Here is a 957-nt window from a genome sequence, read left to right on the forward strand (position 1 = left end):
CGCTGCTGTCGGCGGTGCCGGTGCCCGATCCAAAACTCAAGCGTGAGCGCATCCGCCTCAAGGGCGACGTGCCGAGCCCGATGAAGCCGCCGTCGGGTTGCCACTTCCACACCCGCTGTCCGATCGCCCAGCCGCGCTGCACGGAAAGTGCGCCCGTACTGAAGGAAGGGGCGGGCGGGCATTTCGTGGCGTGCCATCTGGCCTGAGGCCGTAGAAGGCGGATTCAGTCGTGATTGAGGCCGTGCTCAGACAGGGCCTGCCTGAACATCTCCACGGACGTGTGCTGATGCGCGAACAAGCCCGCCTCTCGCGCGCCGGCGACGTTGGCTGCGAGATCGTCGACGAACAGGACGGTTTGCGGCCTCAAGCCGAGCTCCGAGAGGCAGAGGCGATAGCAGTGCGGGTCCGGCTTGACCGTCTTGAATTGCGCCGAGGTGTAGATCCGGGCGCCGAACAGCGGCCGCAACTCCGGCAGCAGCGTGTCGATCTGGTCGGCGACCAGCGTGGTATTGTTGGTCAGGACGGCAATATCGACGGTCTTTCGCAAGCTGCCGGCGATGTCCAGCATCGCGCGATCCGCCTGCATCGAACGGCGCCGGGCCTCCACCCACTCGTCGAGTGAGAGCGGATAGCCGATGCGTTCGCCAAAACCTTGCAGATAGTCGGCAGCCTCAAGCGCGCCGGAATCGCCGAGCAGCTCGAATCCGCTGTTCCAAATCGCGTTGTGGACGGCTTCGCCGCTGGTCCCCGCAAGTTCCGCCAGATAGGCGACGCGCGTCGCCCTGTCGTAGTCGCAAAGCACATTGTCCATGTCGAAGAGGACGAGCTTGATGGCATCAGTCACGGCGGACTCTCAGATGGCCCAATATGCGATCCTGATTGGAATCATATCCGGTCGGAACGCAGGCGACAAATCCGCTCGTTGGCGTCCCTCACGGCTGTGAGGTGCGACGCCGG

2 protein-coding genes are annotated in these 957 nt (G+C 64.3%); one reads left to right on the plus strand and one right to left on the minus strand.

What is annotated here, in order from left to right:
• On the plus strand, nt 1-206 hold a 206-nt coding region (locus tag AABA86_RS33960; protein ID WP_338309843.1), incomplete at its 5' end, for an oligopeptide/dipeptide ABC transporter ATP-binding protein.
• A 17-nt stretch (nt 207-223) separates the two neighbouring features.
• Here AABA86_RS33960 and AABA86_RS33965 read toward each other — a convergent pair.
• The gene (locus AABA86_RS33965) at nt 224-844 is read right to left on the minus strand and encodes an HAD family hydrolase (RefSeq protein ID WP_338309844.1); all 621 of its coding nucleotides are present in this window, start codon (nt 842-844) and stop codon (nt 224-226) included.
• Nucleotides 845-957 lie beyond the last annotated feature (113 nt).

It is taken from the genome of Bradyrhizobium sp. TM233, from assembly GCF_036247965.1.
GTDB lineage: Bacteria > Pseudomonadota > Alphaproteobacteria > Rhizobiales > Xanthobacteraceae > Bradyrhizobium > Bradyrhizobium ottawaense.